At 46.3% G+C, this 14,182-nt stretch carries 8 protein-coding genes and 1 riboswitch; of the genes, 6 read left to right on the plus strand and 2 right to left on the minus strand.

Features of this window, described 5'->3' with window-relative positions:
* Positions 1 to 2: 2 nt before the first annotated feature.
* On the minus strand, positions 3 to 2,384 hold the full coding sequence (locus HMPREF1254_RS02895; RefSeq protein WP_023057121.1) for an outer membrane beta-barrel protein: 2,382 nt from the start codon (positions 2,382 to 2,384) through the stop codon (positions 3 to 5).
* A gap of 845 nt (positions 2,385 to 3,229) precedes the next feature.
* Positions 3,230 to 3,967 carry a nitroreductase family protein gene (locus HMPREF1254_RS02905; RefSeq protein ID WP_023057038.1) on the minus strand — a complete coding sequence of 246 codons (738 nt, stop codon included), beginning with the start codon at positions 3,965 to 3,967 and terminating at the stop codon, positions 3,230 to 3,232.
* Between the two features lie 207 nt (positions 3,968 to 4,174).
* Between HMPREF1254_RS02905 and HMPREF1254_RS02910 the strand changes: the two genes are divergently transcribed.
* From HMPREF1254_RS02910 to HMPREF1254_RS02935, 6 genes are all read left to right on the plus strand, one after another.
* The gene (locus HMPREF1254_RS02910) at positions 4,175 to 6,760 is read left to right on the plus strand and encodes an adenosylcobalamin-dependent ribonucleoside-diphosphate reductase (protein ID WP_023057079.1); all 2,586 of its coding nucleotides are present in this window, start codon (positions 4,175 to 4,177) and stop codon (positions 6,758 to 6,760) included.
* 9 nt (positions 6,761 to 6,769) lie between these two features.
* On the plus strand, positions 6,770 to 7,150 hold the full coding sequence (folB, locus tag HMPREF1254_RS02915; protein WP_023057026.1) for a dihydroneopterin aldolase: 381 nt from the start codon (positions 6,770 to 6,772) through the stop codon (positions 7,148 to 7,150).
* A 44-nt stretch (positions 7,151 to 7,194) separates the two neighbouring features.
* Positions 7,195 to 8,580, plus strand: a complete 1,386-nt coding sequence (locus HMPREF1254_RS02920) for an N-acetylmuramoyl-L-alanine amidase family protein (protein WP_023057005.1) — start codon at positions 7,195 to 7,197, stop codon at positions 8,578 to 8,580.
* 26 nt (positions 8,581 to 8,606) lie between these two features.
* The gene (locus HMPREF1254_RS02925; RefSeq protein WP_023057168.1) at positions 8,607 to 9,509 is read left to right on the plus strand and encodes an MlaD family protein; all 903 of its coding nucleotides are present in this window, start codon (positions 8,607 to 8,609) and stop codon (positions 9,507 to 9,509) included.
* Between the two features lie 427 nt (positions 9,510 to 9,936).
* Entirely contained in the window at positions 9,937 to 11,349 is a 1,413-nt protein-coding gene (gene dnaA / locus HMPREF1254_RS02930) for a chromosomal replication initiator protein DnaA (protein ID WP_023057175.1), read from the plus strand.
* 194 nt (positions 11,350 to 11,543) lie between these two features.
* Positions 11,544 to 11,643, plus strand: a riboswitch (TPP riboswitch).
* 79 nt (positions 11,644 to 11,722) lie between these two features.
* Entirely contained in the window at positions 11,723 to 14,029 is a 2,307-nt protein-coding gene (locus tag HMPREF1254_RS02935) for a TonB-dependent receptor (protein ID WP_023057066.1), read from the plus strand.
* The last annotated feature ends 153 nt before the right edge of the window (positions 14,030 to 14,182 follow it).

The raw sequence follows: 14,182 nt of genomic DNA on the forward strand, positions 1-14,182 counted from the left end.
GATTAGAATGTGAACGAATAGCCTAAGGCAACCTGATTTTGCTTGGTAAGGCTGCGTGCGGAGTAGTCTAAGAATACTTTTCCGTTGAGCATATCTACGCTTACACCAACGATGATGTTAGAGCCAAAGTGGGTGTCTTTGCCATGGAATACGCCAAGACCAAGGCCTGCGTATGGTACAAACTTGCCCAAAGCGTCGCTCTTGAAGTTGTAGATAACGTTTCCAGAGATGCCCATTCCGCTGTCGTTAGCCATTGCTGCGTAAAGCTCTGGCACAAAGTCGAGATTGGAAGAACCAATCTGCATGTATCCGCGAACACCGAAATTCCATGCAGTAAGGTCGCCGAATCCCAGACCTGTGATGAATCCCAGACGGTTCAGCTTCAATCGTTTGCCTGTGGTAGGATGGTATCCGGCTGTTTCACCGTCTGCTGTTCCCGGTACATATTGGTTGCCCATGGCACCATTGGTATCGTAAACAACCGTTGTTTCGCCTGCGTTGCGTTGGCTGATAACCTTGTTCAACTTCTCGTTCATGATGCGGAGTTCTCTTCTTAGTTGTTCTGTTTCAGCGTTATTCTGAGCTGGTTGAATTCTCTGCATCGGCACAACGGTACGAGTTGGCTGTTGTGGCATTTCGTAATTGTAGTTGTTGTAGTTATTGTCGTAGTCATAGCCATCGTCATAGCTGCGTGCGCTTTGGCGAGCTTCCCTTGTGATACGACTCACTAAATCGTTGAGTTGACTGCGAGTCATCTTCACGTTGCTACTGCTGTTCTCGCCCAGTTCGTTCACCAACTTGCGCTTCATGGCCATCTCGTCGTTCTCTATCGTTTCGAGTTCTTGCTGATGACGATCTTTCAATCGTGCAATCTCAGCTACGCGAATGGTATCGTTTGCCTTGAGAGCTTTGTCCAAATCCTTGTCCAGTTTGTCGATGCGTGCTTCGTATTCAGCTTTGAGCTTGTTAACGCGCTCATCGTATTTTGCGATTTGATCATCGTAGTCAGCAATCTTCTCGTCATAACTTGCGATTTGATCGTCGTAGTCAGAAATACGTTCGTCGTATTTTGATCTCAGCTCGTTGAGTCTTTCGTTAGAGGCTTCACGTTCGTCATCCAATCGGCGGTTGAGATACCTTTTGTATTTCTTTTCACCGTTTGCAGCCAGACCCAGATTGAATCTTAAACCGGCATTGTACATCACACTGGTATTGATGTGGTCAGGATTCTGGATGTTTTCTTCTTCAATACCCTTTTGTGCGGTGAATACTGCGTTTGCCGAACCGAAGAGTGCGACATATCTCGACAATGGAATCTCGACGCCGGCACCTCCGAATGCGAATGGTGCACTCTCTGCATCAGTGTTTCCATGCTTGTCAGCATATTTATCACCCACGCGCATGTAACCTCCACCGAGTTGCAAGTAGGGGTTGATGCCTCTTGGGAAGTTCAGGCGGGTGATGATGTTACCACCATACAGAGCCAGGTTCTTGTTGAACGACAGCGACAGCTTGTCGGCGTCTTTGGTTGCCTGATAGTAGAATCCGCGTATACCTACGAGTGAAGACAAGTCAAATCCTGCGCTTCCACCGGCGAGATAGGTGTCGGTCAAAGCCATATTCTTGTCAAAATTCATATAGGCCATGGCAGGTTCAACCACGAACTTCAATCCCTTGAAACCACTAGAGAATAGTTTGCGGTATTCGCGGCTGATGGCGTCGTCGCTGTTTTCAGCCCTGCCACCCAGATAGAAGTCGAGTGTAGCGGATGCTCCCCAATTGTACAAATGGTTGCCGCCATCCTCCTTGTTGTATTCTGGTCTCATCAGGTAGCTGCCCTTGCTGGCATTGAACATGGTGTTCTTTGCTTCGAGTGAGAGCACGGCACGGCTGCTCAAGTTAATCTTAGCGCCCACACCGAGTGATACAAAGAGTTGTTCGTCTTTCAGTGGAACTTCCTTCATCTCTGCATCTCCGGTGAAGCTGTTGTACTTCATTTGCTGTACACCAGCACCAGCTGTGAGGAAAGGAGCGAAGTAGCTGTTCTTGCCTAAGTTAAGCCTCATCTCACCACCATATTTGGTCAGATCCATTTTGGTGTCTCTTATGTGGCCGGCCCATCCTTCATCTGTAAGCCAGTTCTGGCCGCGTACTTTTGCGTTCACATTGTCACCGCGCAAGTAGAATGCGTGCAGTTCGAAGAGTGGACCAAAGCCGAATCCCAGCTTTCCTCCGTACAGCGGCATGTTGTCGATGGAAATATCTTTGTCCCACCAGATGTACTCTGCGGCGGGAGATACGATGAACGACACGTCATGTACCTGTGCCGTGGACTTTAGACTTCCCAATAGCAATAAGCCTATGATGGAAAGTGTTTTCGTCATGTTTTTTTTCATTGTTGAATTATTTATTTATGTTAATAAAAAGAATCTACGTAAATAAGTGCAGCGCTTTATGTCAATGCGCATCTATTATATTATATTACGTTTAGTTTCTAACTCGTACGAGCCAATAAACTTTTAAGAATCTTATAAAATTTTTACAAAGATAGCGATTTTTTTTTAGATATGGGAATTTTTCTTGTATTTTTTACAATATTAATATTGCTCTTCACTCCTTAGAAGTGATGAATGTCGTTGAGGGTGCAGTCATCACCTTCCGTTCAACGTAAACGAAAAATCTGCAAAAATTGTAAGGGTGTGACCCTATGATGGGAAAGGGTCGTAGCCTCATGAGTTGTTTGATATTTTGACAAATTATGGCCCCTAAAATGGCACTTCAAAACTTTTAATCTGGAAAAAAACGATAGGCTTGCAGGGTTCAAATTTGAGTTAATGATGGCATAAAAAGCAAATTTTTGCCTCAAAGTGACGCTTTTATGTGCTCAGATGTATCACTTTCGGGGTCAAAATGCATGACATTGCACGGCAAAAGCATGCCTATTAGTAGCTTAAAGCATTGCTATTGGCCAGATAAGTTTGAGAAACAGACGTATGATGGTATGTATAAAGAGGTAATAGGTTGCGTGTCAATAATATACGGAAATAATGCATGCTTGGCGTATTTGCGACCAGCAGCATGGCTGTTTGAAAATACGCCAAATATGAAGGGATGTGTTGTCAAGAAAATTCAGAAAGCTTGGCCAGCTTGAACACGCTGTTCAGACGGACCGTTTTTACTCACTTTCCGCCCCTTGCCGACGTGTTAAAAAAGTCTTCAACATCGACTTCTACAAAAATCCTTGTTGCTTGAGTGCGTCTAACAGGTTTTTAGACATGGCTTCGTTGTCCTTTTTGGTGTATCGTATGTCTGTGAAAACTTGTGCCAAAGTTTCTTTCTCATTTACTTGGCAGTAGTGGATGTTCTCGGGCAGGCTTTCTTTTTCGAGGTAAAATTGGTCTATCCGCTCGGGTGTGTAGTCGTGGTAAGTTTCGTCATGTACGATGGCCGAGAGAGGAAGACGGTCAGTAAGGTCAGGAGTTTCGTCGGGCCATCCCAGAGTGATGGTGGCTACGGGCATCACCAGTCGGGGCAGTTGGAGCGTGTCGATAATGCTCTTGGGGTTGTACAGCGTTGTGCCCAGGAAGCACAAACCCAGCCCTGCTTCTTCGGCGAGGTTGCAGAAGGTTTGACAATATAATAAGGTGTCGGTGGCAGCGTTGATGAAACTCAAGAAATTGTCATAGCCAGGTTGCGCTTTTCTGCATTCCGCCCATGAGCTGGTTCGCCTAAAATCGGCACAAAAGGTCAGCACCACAGGTGCTTGTGTCACCATGGGTTGATGGAAATGAGCTGGTGCCAGTTTTCTTTTTTGTTCATCGCTGTGCGTGATAACGACTGAGTAAAGTTGCAAGTTGCCCATGGTCTGCGTGCGTTCAGATTCTGATAATAATCTGTTTATCAGTTCGTTGTTTACCTCTTTGCATTGATATTTGCGAATGCTCCTGCGTGTGTTGATTGTTTTCATTTTGGAAATTTATTGTTTCACAAAGATATAAATATTTTCAAAAAGAAATATTTTATGCTCCAAGTTTTTCAAATAAATAACCCAAAAATATTTTTCTTTTATCGAAAATAAGTTGTAGATTTGCAAAACAATCATCATTCACTGATAATTGTGCAAATAATACTGGATATTAAGTCGCAACCATATAACATTTTTTTAGACTAAAAAATGGAGCAATCAAAAAGCTACGCTTTCGAGGAAGCTTTCGAAGAGGCCTTGAAATACTTTGCAGGTGACGAATTGGCTGCACGAGTATGGGTGAACAAATATTCCATGAAAGACAGTTTCGGGAATATCTATGAAAAGTCACCCGAGGACATGCATTGGCGCATCGCCAATGAAATTGCGCGCATTGAGAAAAAGTACAAGAACCCGATGACTGCGCGCGAAATCTTCGATCTGTTGGATCATTTCAAGTATATCATACCGGCAGGCAGTCCGATGACCGGCATTGGCAACAACTATCAGGTGGCCAGTTTGAGCAACTGCTTTGTGATTGGGCTGGATGGTGATGCCGATTCATACGGTGCCATCATGCGCATTGACGAAGAGCAGGTGCAGCTGATGAAGCGTAGAGGAGGCGTTGGACACGACCTGAGCCACATCCGCCCCAAGGGTTCACCGGTAAACAACTCGGCACTCACCAGCACCGGCCTGGTGCCTTTCATGGAGCGTTACAGCAACTCCACCCGCGAGGTGGCGCAGGATGGGCGCCGTGGCGCACTGATGTTGAGTGTGAGCATCAAGCATCCCGACAGCGAAGCGTTCATTGATGCCAAGATGACCGAGGGAAAGGTCACCGGGGCCAATGTATCGGTCAAGATTGACGACGCTTTCATGGAGGCAGCTACCAGCGACAAGCCTTATGTACAGCAGTTCCCTGTGGACAGTGATGAGCCGCTTGTGAAACGAGAAATCTCCGCCAAGGCTCTCTGGGGAAAGATTGTTCACAATGCCTGGAAGAGTGCAGAGCCAGGAGTACTGTTCTGGGATACCATCATCCGTGAAAGCATTCCCGACTGTTATGCCGACTTGGGTTTCCGCACCGTGAGCACCAATCCATGCGGCGAAATACCTTTGTGCCCTTATGACTCGTGCCGGTTGTTGAGCATCAACCTCTATTCTTATGTGGTTCATCCGTTTACCAAGGATGCCTATTTTGACATGGAGAAGTTCAGAAAGCATGTTCAAATAGCACAGCGCATCATGGATGATATCGTTGATTTGGAGCTGGAGAAGATTGAACGCATCTTGCAGAAGATACAAGAAGATCCGCAAAGTGATGAGGTCAAAGAAGCAGAATATCATCTTTGGGAGAAAATTAAACATAAGAGCAGCCAGGGACGCCGTACAGGTGTCGGCATTACGGCCGAAGGTGACATGATTGCAGCCATGGGATTGCGCTATGGAACGCCAGAAGCAACCGAGTTTTCTGTCAACGTTCACAAGAATTTAGCGTTGAGCGCCTACCGCTCTTCTGTAACCATGGCGAAAGAACGCGGTGCTTTCGCCGTGTTTGATGCCAGTCGCGAGAAGAACAATCCCTTCTTGCTCCGCATCAAGGAGGCTGACGAACAGTTGTATGCCGACATGCAGAAGTATGGTCGTCGCAACATCGCTTGTCTGACGATTGCGCCTACGGGAACCACTTCGCTGATGACGCAAACCACCAGTGGTATCGAACCCGTGTTCATGCCGGTGTATAAGCGTCGCCGCAAGGTAAACCCTGGTGATGCCGACGTGCATGTAGACTTTGTGGACGAGGTGGGTGACAGCTTTGAAGAATACATCGTGTACCACAAGAAATTCCTGGAGTGGATGAACATCAACGGCATTGATTCTACTAAGAAATATACCCAGGAAGAGATTGATAAGTTGGTGGAACAGTCACCATATTATAAAGCTACGGCCAATGATGTTGACTGGTTGGAGAAGGTTAAAATGCAAGGTGCCATCCAAAAATGGGTGGACCATAGTATCAGTGTGACCGTCAATCTGCCCAACGACGTGGATGAGGCCTTGGTTAATTGCTTGTATGTAGAGGCATGGAAGAGCGGTTGCAAGGGCTGCACCATCTATCGAGACGGGTCCAGAGCAGGCGTTATGATTTCTGTTTCTAAGAGTGACAAGGCCCAGAAAGGCAAGGAGCAAGCCAAGGATAATACCATTGACAAGAACGCACTGCCACTCTGCAAGCAGCCTGAGGTGATTGAGGTAAGGCCAAAGGTGCTGGAGTGCGATGTGGTTCGCTTCCAAAACAATAAGGAGAAGTGGGTGGCATTGGTTGGATTGCTTGATGGCTATCCTTACGAAATCTTCACTGGTTTGCAAGATGACGATGAGGGAATCGTACTGCCCAAGTCGGTTGTCAAGGGAAAAATCATCAAACAGAAACAGGATGACGGCCCCAGTAGATACGACTTCCAGTTTGAAAACAAGCGTGGCTATAAGACTACAGTGGAGGGACTTAGTGAGAAGTTCAACCCAGAGTATTGGAACTACGCCAAACTCATCAGTGGTGTGCTGCGCTATCGCATGCCCATCGACCGCGTTATTAATCTGGTTAGTTCATTACAGTTGAAAGACGAGAGCATCAACACCTGGAAGAATGGTGTGGAGCGCGCCTTAAAGAAATACGTAGACGACGGCACCGAAGCCAAAGGAAAGAAGTGTCCGGTGTGCGGACATGAAACCCTTGTGTATCAAGAGGGCTGTTTGATCTGCAAAAACTGCGGTGCCAGCCGTTGTGGATAATCGACCTTTATGATTAAACAATCAAGTTATATTTATTTAAGCAACCTGCGGTTTCGCGCCTATCACGGCGTGTTACCGCAGGAACGCGTTGAAGGCAACGACTTCATTGTGAACATTCGGCTGGCTTACGACTTTGGTAAAGCCATGGAAACCGACGATGTGGCCGACACCTTGAGTTATGCCGACGTGTATCAACTCGTTCAACAGGAAATGCAACAGCCTTCCAACTTGCTCGAACATGTGGCGGGTAGGATAGGGAAGCGCTTGCTGGCGGAATTCCCGTTGATTAAGGCTATCGACTTAAAACTCACCAAGGTTAATCCCCCCATGGGTGCCGATTGCGACGGTGCTGGTGTGGAAATACACTTAATAAATGAAAAAACCGATTGAAAGATAAAGGCTTTTCCATCTAAAAGCATTACTTTTGCAACTATATGAATAAGAAGGTCTGGCACTGTTTGCTTTGTTTCTTGCTGTTTGCGTCAGTGGGTTTGGCTGCAAACAAAAAGTTTACGCTGGTCATCGACCCAGGACATGGCGGTAGAGACCATGGTGCGGCAGGCGTTTATTCAAAGGAAAAAGATCTTGTTCTGAAGTTTGCGCTGGCTTTTGGGCAAATGGTTGAACGCAATTGTCCCGACGTCAAGGTCATCTATACGCGTAAGACTGATGTCTTTATCCCGCTGGCCAGACGCGCTGAAATCGCCAATAAGAATCGTGCCGACTTGTTTATCTCTGTTCACATCAATGCCTTGTCGGGTGGACGCAGGGTGAGAGGTGTGCAGACTTATACCCTCGGACGGGGACAGAACACTGGTAAAAAAGGCATTATGGAAAACTTGGAGGTGGCCAAACGCGAGAACTCGGTCATCTTTTTGGAGAAAGATTATAAACAAAAGTATCAAGGTTTTGACCCCTCTTCGCCCGAAAGCAACATCATGTTTGAGTTCATTCAAGACAAGAACATGCAGCAGAGCGTGGAATTGGCGCGTTACATGCAGCGCCATATTTGTGCTGCCACGGGGTTGAATGATATGGGTGCGCATCAAAACAATTTGGCAGTGTTGCGGCTGTCGTCCATGCCGGGATGCTTATTGGAATTGGGTTTCATCTCAACCCCCGAGGAAGAAAACTTCATGAATGCCGCCGGAGTAGCCGATATGTATGCCCGTGGCATCTTCAACGCATTCGTACAATACAAGAACAAATATCATCAAGGACTGGTTGTGCCTTACAAAGCTCCGGCTGTGCCAGAGCCACAGGTGCCTAAAATTGTTCCAGAGGTCTACAAGGAGCAGAGTCAAAAAGCTGTATCTGCGAAAAATGTCAAGGCAAATGAGGCGTCTTTTGCCGCCAACGTGCCACAACCTAAGGTGACAGAAGCCACATCCACCAATCAGCAAACGCCTCAGATGACAGCCAATCTGCCTGGTACACAGTCGACTCCAGCCATGCCTCAACAGGCTGAAGCGACTCCTAATGCGAAAAATGAGGTTCGCACGTCCGCTCAAACCCCAACATCCCCCGTTGCAAACGCCGCTCAGGATGTTCCCGTGTTCAAGATTCAAATCTTGACGACCCATCGAAAACTGGCATTAACGGATGCTGCTTTGAAAGGGCTCAAAGGGTGCGAGTGGTACGAAGCTGGTGGTGATTTGAAATACACTTACGGTTCGTCGGTCGATTACAATGAGATACGTCGACTTCGAAAAGAAATCATCGATCGTTTCCCTGATGCCTTCATCATTGCATTCAAGAATGGACAGCGCATGGATGTGAACGAGGCGATTCGCACGTTTTTGCAGAATAATAAGAAATAAGGTTGTTTTTTTAAGTTCCAACGGATATGATAAAAGTAAGAAATGAAATAAAAATTGCCCTCGTCGCGGTCGCTGGTATCGTGGCTTTGTTCATCGGAATGAACTTTCTGAAGGGCACACATCTGTTCACAGGCAGCAAGACTTACTGTTTTGCTTTCGATGATATCAGCGGTTTGACCAAGTCGAGTCCTATCTACGCCTCTGGTTATCAGGTGGGATTGGTTAAGGATATCATTTTCGATTATAGCCATAAGAACAAGACCAAGGTTATTGCAGAGATGGATAAGCAGATGAAAATCCCAACGGGAACCACGGCCTTTATCAGCAGTGACGTGCTGGGTAACATCAAAGTAACTTTGAACATCGCCCCCAATAGAGGCGAGTTTATCAAGGAAGGCGGTCTCATTCCGGGAGATATCGATAGAGGACCCATGGGTGAAGTGGCGTCCATGATACCCTCGGTGAAGCAGATGTTGCCTAAATTAGATTCCATTTTGCTAAGCCTTAATCAGCTTTTGGCCGACCCAGCCATCGCAAGTTCCGTACACAATGTGCAGGACATGACGGCCAATCTCACCAAATCCTCTCACGAACTGAACGCCGTCGTTGCAAAATTAAACCGTGAAATTCCGGGTGTGGTGACGAAAACAAATCGCATTTTGGATCATTCTGAAACGTTCACGGCCAATCTTTCACAGGTAGACGTGGCCACGACCATGCGAAAAGTGGATGAGGCTATGGCTGATGTCAAGGCGGTAACGGCCAAAATCAACAGCAATGAGGGTACGCTGGGATTGTTGATGCGCGACCCATCTCTTTACAATCAGCTCAATACCACTGTGCGTAGTGCTGATTCTCTCATGGTCAACATCCGTCAACATCCTAAACGTTACGTCCATTTCTCTATCTTCGGGAGGAAAGATAAGTAAGGTGTCGTACATCACATGACTGCGATGACGCTATTTATGAACAATCATCATCTGTCGAATGCGATGTGCCTTTAATTAAAATTGGTATAAATAAGAAAATAGACTGTTTCACATTGACCGAAATGGCATAATGCATTAACAGCATAGCCGATAATAGATATTTCATTCATGTTTCACCGTTCAAGTAAGTATCTTGATGGTATTCATCTTAACTTTCTTGTTCTCAGAGCTTTATGAACAAGCAACATCAAAAGCAATGAGATTTCTTTAAGAAAGTTGCTAATATGCGGGTAGTTAGGTACTTACGATTTTTCTCCTATTGAAACATAGAAACATGCATTTGCTCAATCAAGTTTTCTTTTATAAATTTGCAGTCGATTGATCATCGAATTGATCGAAAGACATAAGTAAAATACTACCTGATTCAATGAATGTAAGTCCTAATCAAGCTTGGGGCCAAGCCCTTGCGCTCATCCGTGAGAATGTTTCCAAGCAACAATATGATACTTGGTTTCAGCCCATCACCTACGAGTCGTTCGACGAAACGACCCGCACGTTGTTGATACAGGTACCCAGTCCTTTTGTGTATGAGTACTTGGAAGAGAATTATATCGACTTATTGAGCAAGGTACTCAGGCGTTCTTTTTGCGACAACATTCGTTTGAAATACCGTATTGTCACCGATCAGGAGCATCATCTGACACAGGATGTAGAGGCAGAACAAACCGATGTGACTGGCGTTAAGCCACAGAAGAAAACTCGTGCCAATCAACCTCCGTCGGCACTTGACGCTGCCCAGCCGCAACAGTTGGACCCAAATTTGAATCCACACCTTACTTTTAATAATTATATTGAAGGCGACAGCAACAAGTTGCCGCGCTCGGTTGGCATGTCTATTGCCGAACATCCCAACAAAACACAGTTCAATCCCATGTTCATCTACGGTCCGTCGGGCTGTGGAAAGACCCATTTGATCAACGCCATCGGCATGCTCTCCAAGCAGCTCTACCCGCAGAAAAGGGTGCTGTACGTCAGCGCGCGGTTGTTTCAGGTGCAGTACACCAATGCCGTTTTGCAGAACTCTGTGAACGACTTCATCAACTTTTACCAGACCATTGACTTGTTGATAGTCGATGATATACAAGAGTGGATGACGGCAACGAAGACCCAAGACACCTTTTTCCATATCTTCAACCACCTGTTCCGCAATGGTAAGCGCATCATCTTGGCCAGTGATCGACCACCTGTTGACTTGAAAGGAATGAACGAACGGTTGCTGACACGGTTCGCATGCGGACTGATTGCCGAGTTGGAGAAGCCCAACTTGCAGCTTTGCATCGACATCCTGAACAGTAAGATACAGCGCGATGGTCTTCAAATTCCCGACGACGTGGTACAGTATATCGCACAGACGGCCAATGGAAGCGTGCGCGATTTGCAAGGAGTCATCAACTCGTTGCTGGCCTATTCGGTGGTTTACAACAGCGTGGTGGATATGCGTTTGGCCCAAAGAGTCATACAGCGTGCCGTGAAGATCGATGACAAACCGCTCACCATCGATGAGATTCTCGATACCGTTTGCCGACATTTCAACGTCACTGTATCGGAAGTGAACAGCAAGAGTCGCAAACAAGAGTTGGTAACGGCTCGTCAATTGTCCATGTATCTGGCGCAGAAGTACACCAAGATGCCTGCCTCTCGCATTGGAAAACTGGTGGGAGGGCGCGATCACTCCACCGTTATTCATAGCTGTACGCGCATCGAACAGCGCCTGAAGCTGGACTCCATGTTCTCCAATGAGGTGATGAGCATTGAAAATTCGTTCAAGCTGAAGCAATAACAGGCTGTATCAATCCCCGTTTGTCATCCACTTTAATATTTAGAATGAAATAGACATCGTGTCCAAGGCCCTTGAGCTTTGGACTTTTTTTTGCCTTGATTCCATTTCCATCGAATTGCTTGACGTAGGATAGTTTTTGCGGATATTCTTTGCTGGTCTTGTTGAAAAGTCATACCTTTGCCGTCGGTTTACAAACAGTAAGCTAAGGGTGCTCACTTTTATTTGTGGGCTGAGAACAAACCTTCTGACCTGATCTGGGTAATACCAGCGTAGGAATTGACCAAGAAGCCAAGTGGGCGAAGTTCTTCAACAGCATAACTTCGCACTTGCTCTCTCCCTTATTTATGTATTTTTTTTGATATATAAAAAAACAATGAAAAAGTTTTTATGGGCAGTGTTTGCGATGACTGCCGCCAATGTGTATGCGGTGCAACCTATTGACACCTTGCATACTTACGAGTTACAGGATGTACAAGTAATTTCTACCCGTGCCAACAAGAAAACGCCTATGGCGCATTCGGACTTGACACAAAAGCAAATCAAGCAGATGAACTACGGCAAGGACATTCCGTTCTTGCTCTCTACGTTGCCGTCGATTACCCTTACTTCCGATGCGGGTAATGGTATTGGGTACACCTCGCTGCGTGTGCGTGGCGTAGATCCCTCGCGCGTCAACATCACGGTGAACGGCATTCCCCAGAACGATGCCGAGAGTGCAACCCTCTTTTGGGTGAACATGAGCGACTTTGCCTCGAGCTTGCAGAGCATGCAGCTGCAACGAGGAGCAGGTACGTCTACCAATGGTGCGGGTGCTTTTGGTGCTACCTTGAACATGCAGACCGAGAACATCGGTACCAAACCATTCTTCGGCATCGACCTTTCGGGCGGTAGTTACGGTTCGCACAAGGAGACTTTGCGCTTCGGAACAGGGCTCATTGGGGGGCATTGGGGCATACAAGGACGCCTTTCCAACATCGGTAGCGACGGCTATCTGGACCGTGCTTCCACCAAACTCAATTCGTATTTCATCCAAGCTGGCTATTTCTCGGACAACACCATGGTGAAGTTTGTCACCTTCAATGGCGTGGAGCGTACTTATCACGCATGGTACTACGCTTCCAAATACGAGCAAAGTTTGTACGGGCGCACCTACAATTCGGCCGGTAAGTATAAAGATGCCAAGGGCAAAGTGAAATATTACGATGGACAAACGGATAACTATCACCAGCAAAACTACCAGCTGCATTGGAGTCAACTGCTTGGTGACCAATGGAAACTCAACGTTGCCTTGCACTATACCAAGGGTGCCGGCTACTACGAACAGTACAAGGGAAAAGGCAATTGGTACCAATATCATCTGTCTAAAGACACCAAGTTGTTGGGCGACTTGGTTCGCCAAAAGAAGATGGACAACGATTTTTATGGTGCTGTAGGTTCCATTAACTATGACAACAACAGCGGTTTGACAGCCAACATCGGTGGCGGTTGGAACAAATATGTGGGGGGTCACTTTGGAAAAGTTATTTGGACGGGTGCTCCTTTCTATCAGATAGAAGATGCCAACGGCAAAAAGAAGAAGGTGTATCAAATGGGACCCTCCACATTGGAGCCTGATAACGAGTATTACAACAACGATACCAAGAAGGTGGACGGCAACGTTTACGGAAAGGTAAACTGGGAGTTTGTAAAGGGTTTGAGTGCCTTTGCCGACTTACAATATCGTCATGTGGGCGTTAAGATGACGGGTCCTTCCGACGCATGGGACGATAATAACAAGCAGATTGTCTTCAATCTCGACCAAAAGTTCAATTTCTTTAATCCTAAGTTTGGACTCAATTATCAGGCTGATGACAACAACCGCGTGTATGCATCGTATGCCATTGCGCACAAAGAGCCTACCCGTAACAGTTTTGAACAAAACCTTGACACCAAGTTGGAGGCAGAGAAATTAGGCGATTTGGAAATAGGTTATCAGTTTGCCAGTGCCAAGTACAGTGCAGGTGTCAACCTATATTATATGAATTATAGCAACGAATTTGTGCTCACTGGCGAACTGGATGCCATCGGTGAGATGAAGACAAAGAATGTAGGTCGCAGCTATCGCATGGGTATTGAGTTGGAATCGGCTTGGCAACCTGTCGATTGGTTCACTTGGAACGTCAATGCTACCTTCAGCAAGAACCGTGTTAAGGACTGGATGGTGAAGTTGGACGATAAGAAGAACGTTTCTTTGGGCGACACACCTACCAGTTTTTCTCCAGAACTTATCTTCAACAACATCTTCTCATTCAACTACAAAGGTTTATCAGCCAATGTTCATACGCAGTACATTGGTGAGCAGTATCTCACCAATACAGGTCTGAAAAACTATCAAACCAAAGACGCCAAAGGTCAAGATATAGACGTGAGCATGATGTTGGGCAGCATCTTTACCACCAACCTCAACGTGGCTTACACCTTTGCCTGTCACAAGTTGGGCTTGAAAGAGGCTACCGTTGGCTGTACCGTCTACAACCTTTTCAGTGCCAAATACGACAATAACGGTTGGGCAGCACCTGGTTTTAAGAAGGATGCACAAGGCAACGTCGTAGCTACCGATGCTGGTAAAGGACAGTATATGGCTGGCTTTGCGCCACAGGCTCCTATCAACTTCATGGCAAACTTGTCATTGACGTTCTGATAAAAGTTGACGGAAGAGGAGTTGGAGTTTATGGAAGTTATAAGGGAGAAAAGGGAAGTTGATTAGGAGTTAAGGGGAGTTAGTTAAGGAGTTAATGGGAGTTAGTTAAGGAGTTAATGGGAGTTATCGGACAAATGCTTTGCAATGAAAGAA

Origin of the sequence: Prevotella sp. BV3P1 (assembly GCF_000479005.1) — a bacterium.
Taxonomy (GTDB): domain Bacteria; phylum Bacteroidota; class Bacteroidia; order Bacteroidales; family Bacteroidaceae; genus Prevotella.

Coding starts and splice junctions, on each gene's coding strand:
- HMPREF1254_RS02910 (WP_023057079.1), top strand. CDS start 4,175: ATGGAGCAATCAAAAAGCTACGCTTTCGAGGAAGCTTTCGAAGAGGCC.
- HMPREF1254_RS02905 (WP_023057038.1), bottom strand. CDS start 3,967: ATGAAAACAATCAACACACGCAGGAGCATTCGCAAATATCAATGCAAA.
- folB (WP_023057026.1), top strand. CDS start 6,770: ATGATTAAACAATCAAGTTATATTTATTTAAGCAACCTGCGGTTTCGC.
- dnaA (WP_023057175.1), top strand. CDS start 9,937: ATGAATGTAAGTCCTAATCAAGCTTGGGGCCAAGCCCTTGCGCTCATC.
- HMPREF1254_RS02895 (WP_023057121.1), bottom strand. CDS start 2,384: ATGACGAAAACACTTTCCATCATAGGCTTATTGCTATTGGGAAGTCTA.
- HMPREF1254_RS02925 (WP_023057168.1), top strand. CDS start 8,607: ATGATAAAAGTAAGAAATGAAATAAAAATTGCCCTCGTCGCGGTCGCT.
- HMPREF1254_RS02935 (WP_023057066.1), top strand. CDS start 11,723: ATGAAAAAGTTTTTATGGGCAGTGTTTGCGATGACTGCCGCCAATGTG.
- HMPREF1254_RS02920 (WP_023057005.1), top strand. CDS start 7,195: ATGAATAAGAAGGTCTGGCACTGTTTGCTTTGTTTCTTGCTGTTTGCG.